Source organism: Peptostreptococcus sp., from assembly GCF_977045075.1.
The window spans coordinates 1-2370 of record NZ_CDRRTB010000151.1 but is presented as its reverse complement, the minus strand read 5'-3'; the positions used below and the strand labels follow the sequence as shown (position 1 = coordinate 2370).

Annotated in this window: 1 protein-coding gene, 1 tRNA gene and 1 pseudogene; 1 reads left to right on the top strand and 2 read right to left on the bottom strand. The window is 38.4% G+C overall.

Translation table 11 applies throughout. From position 1 onward, the window contains the following. Nucleotides 1–252: 252 nt before the first annotated feature. Both ACW6OJ_RS08175 and ACW6OJ_RS08170 read right to left on the bottom strand, forming a co-directional pair. Complete coding sequence (locus tag ACW6OJ_RS08175; protein ID WP_456096294.1) at nucleotides 253–1569, bottom strand: metallophosphoesterase; 1317 nt, start codon at nucleotides 1567–1569, stop codon at nucleotides 253–255. A gap of 115 nt (nucleotides 1570–1684) precedes the next feature. After that, a tRNA-Arg gene (locus ACW6OJ_RS08170) sits at nucleotides 1685–1758 on the bottom strand. A 148-nt stretch (nucleotides 1759–1906) separates the two neighbouring features. On the opposite strand from ACW6OJ_RS08170, the pseudogene ACW6OJ_RS08165 reads away from it, so the two are divergent. Then, nucleotides 1907–2370 (top strand): annotated as a pseudogene (locus ACW6OJ_RS08165) (tRNA uridine-5-carboxymethylaminomethyl(34) synthesis GTPase MnmE); the annotation flags it as partial.

Sequence of the window (2370 nt, the reverse complement as noted above, 5' to 3'; positions counted from 1 at the left end):
TACCAAAACTTGTTAGTATTTCATATGTTCCTTCATTTTCCTTTAATACGTTTCCTATTATAGTGTCTCTTGTTATCATAATCTTATTCTCCTTTTCTTATATATTATTTATTTTGATTTTTTATTATCTAGCTCCTTGCTATATACATATAATAAATCATTCCATAAAAAAATTCGGTTGTATATGCAACCGAATTGATATTTTTTATATTTTTTTAATTTTTTTTACTAATCCTAATTCTTGTACCCATCCTACTGGAAGATTTCCAACATGTTATGGTCACCTATGGTATCAGTATATATGCTGTTCAAATAAGACCCAGTAAAGGTCCTCTCACACTGGTCCATCCATAGCTTGTAGGCCGGATTATCAAGACAAAGATCTGGCCTCTTGTCAAGGCTACCTGAAAAATAATGGATATTGGTATCCACCATAAAGTCCATCATCATTTCCTTGTCTTCCTTACTAAGGTCTAGCTTGTCCAACTGCTTTTCAGTTTGTAGCCTCGTACACCTGACAAAATACTCCCTACATGTATTTTCAAAGTCCAAAAGAGCTTGGTCCTGGTGCTTATACTTTTTCATCCAATAGGCAACATCAAGGCTTTCTGTATGGTAGGTCATATTATTCCTCAGGTCCATATCTAGGACCCCATATAGGTTTGGATAAAGACCCAGGCAGGCCAGGGCTATATCGTGGACCCTCTTGTGCTCTGCCATATGCTGGATGTGCATATGACCACTAAGGTTTATCCTCACATTATACTTGTTGTATAGGTCTACTAGCCTTGAACTATTTGTAATCTTATAGCCGGCTATAAAAAGCTTGTTGTGGGCAAGTATATTTTGGTGGCTGACACCTATGACCCTCATATTCATATCCTTGGCATTTTTTAGGCACCTCTCTATCCACCTATAACTGGACTTAGATATTGTCTGGTCATTTCCCTTGGTAGAAGTTTCAACCATGAGTAAATGACACTTGTTGCCTAGCTGATAGACATAGTTGAGGGACTTCTTATCTCTTGAAACTACATTCGGATCATCCTTACCATAGCCATAGTCGCTGTATATTTCCTCAAATTCTTGAAGGCTAACTGTATCCACTGGTCTGGTAGTATCAGCCTCAAAGGCAAGGGCCCTTTCATTTTCAAGGTCATGGTTGCCGGGTAAGACTAGGACCTTAATCCCCTTGTCCTTTAGGATTTTAAATTTGTTGGCAAGACCTATATGGCTCTCTTTTTCCCCGTTATAGGTCATATCTCCACTTACAATAACCAGGTCTGGCTTGGTTCTTACCATCTCTAGGATAAAGGCATCCATAATCTGGTCTATATACCTCATCATCTTTCCATCACTTTTTTCTATGGTTTCAACAAAGCTCTTGCCGTAGTCAGTAAGACTTGGTGCAAGGTAGTGAATGTCTGTTACATGGACTATCTTTATATTGTTATCGTCTATAAGACTTGTATTTAATTTATTATTTGACTTATTTGGTGACTTCTTGCCCCTAGATAGGACAAAAAATGCTACCACTATTATTGCAACTAGTGTGATAAATATCAACATACTACCACCTCCATATACTTAGGATATCACAAAAAACTTATTTTTTCTTATTTTTATAGCAGGTCTACAACTACTGTAATAAAAAACATGGTAGAGGAAATCTACCATGCCTAAGTGCGCCCAGCGGGACTCGAACCCACAACCGCTTGATTCGTAGTCAAGAACTCTATCCAGTTGAGCTATGGGCGCAAATTATCATACCATAAGATTATACCATAAATTTTTAAATCATACAAACAAAATCGTCCAACAAATTTTCCACCCAAACCCGCTATCTCCAGTCATTATATGATATAATAATATATTATGCAAAAATTATTAAACATAGGAGGTTAGCATGTTTATTGATGATACAATTGCAGCCATAGCCACTGCCCCCGGACAAGGTGGTATTGGTATTATCAGGATAAGTGGTCCTGATTCACTAAAGATTGCAAATAAGATATTCTCTCCCTTCCATAAGGGGGAAATCCTAGACTATCCTATCAGGACCCTAATCTATGGAAACATACTAGATGGCGATACAATTATAGATGAAGTACTCCTAGCCTACATGAAGGGGCCAAACTCCTATACAGCCGAAGACGTCATAGAAATCAACTGCCACGGTGGCTTTATATCAGTCAGAAAAATACTGGAGCTAGTCCTAAGGTCTGGTGCCAGACCAGCCCAGGCTGGAGAATTTACCAAGAGGGCCTTCTTAAACGGAAGAATAGACCTGTCTCAGGCAGAGGCTGTCATAGATATAATAAATGCCAAGACTGAGGAGTCTCATAATATGGCCCAGTCCCAGCTAGAGGG

Coding starts and splice junctions, on each gene's coding strand:
- ACW6OJ_RS08175 (WP_456096294.1), bottom strand. CDS start 1,569: ATGTTGATATTTATCACACTAGTTGCAATAATAGTGGTAGCATTTTTT.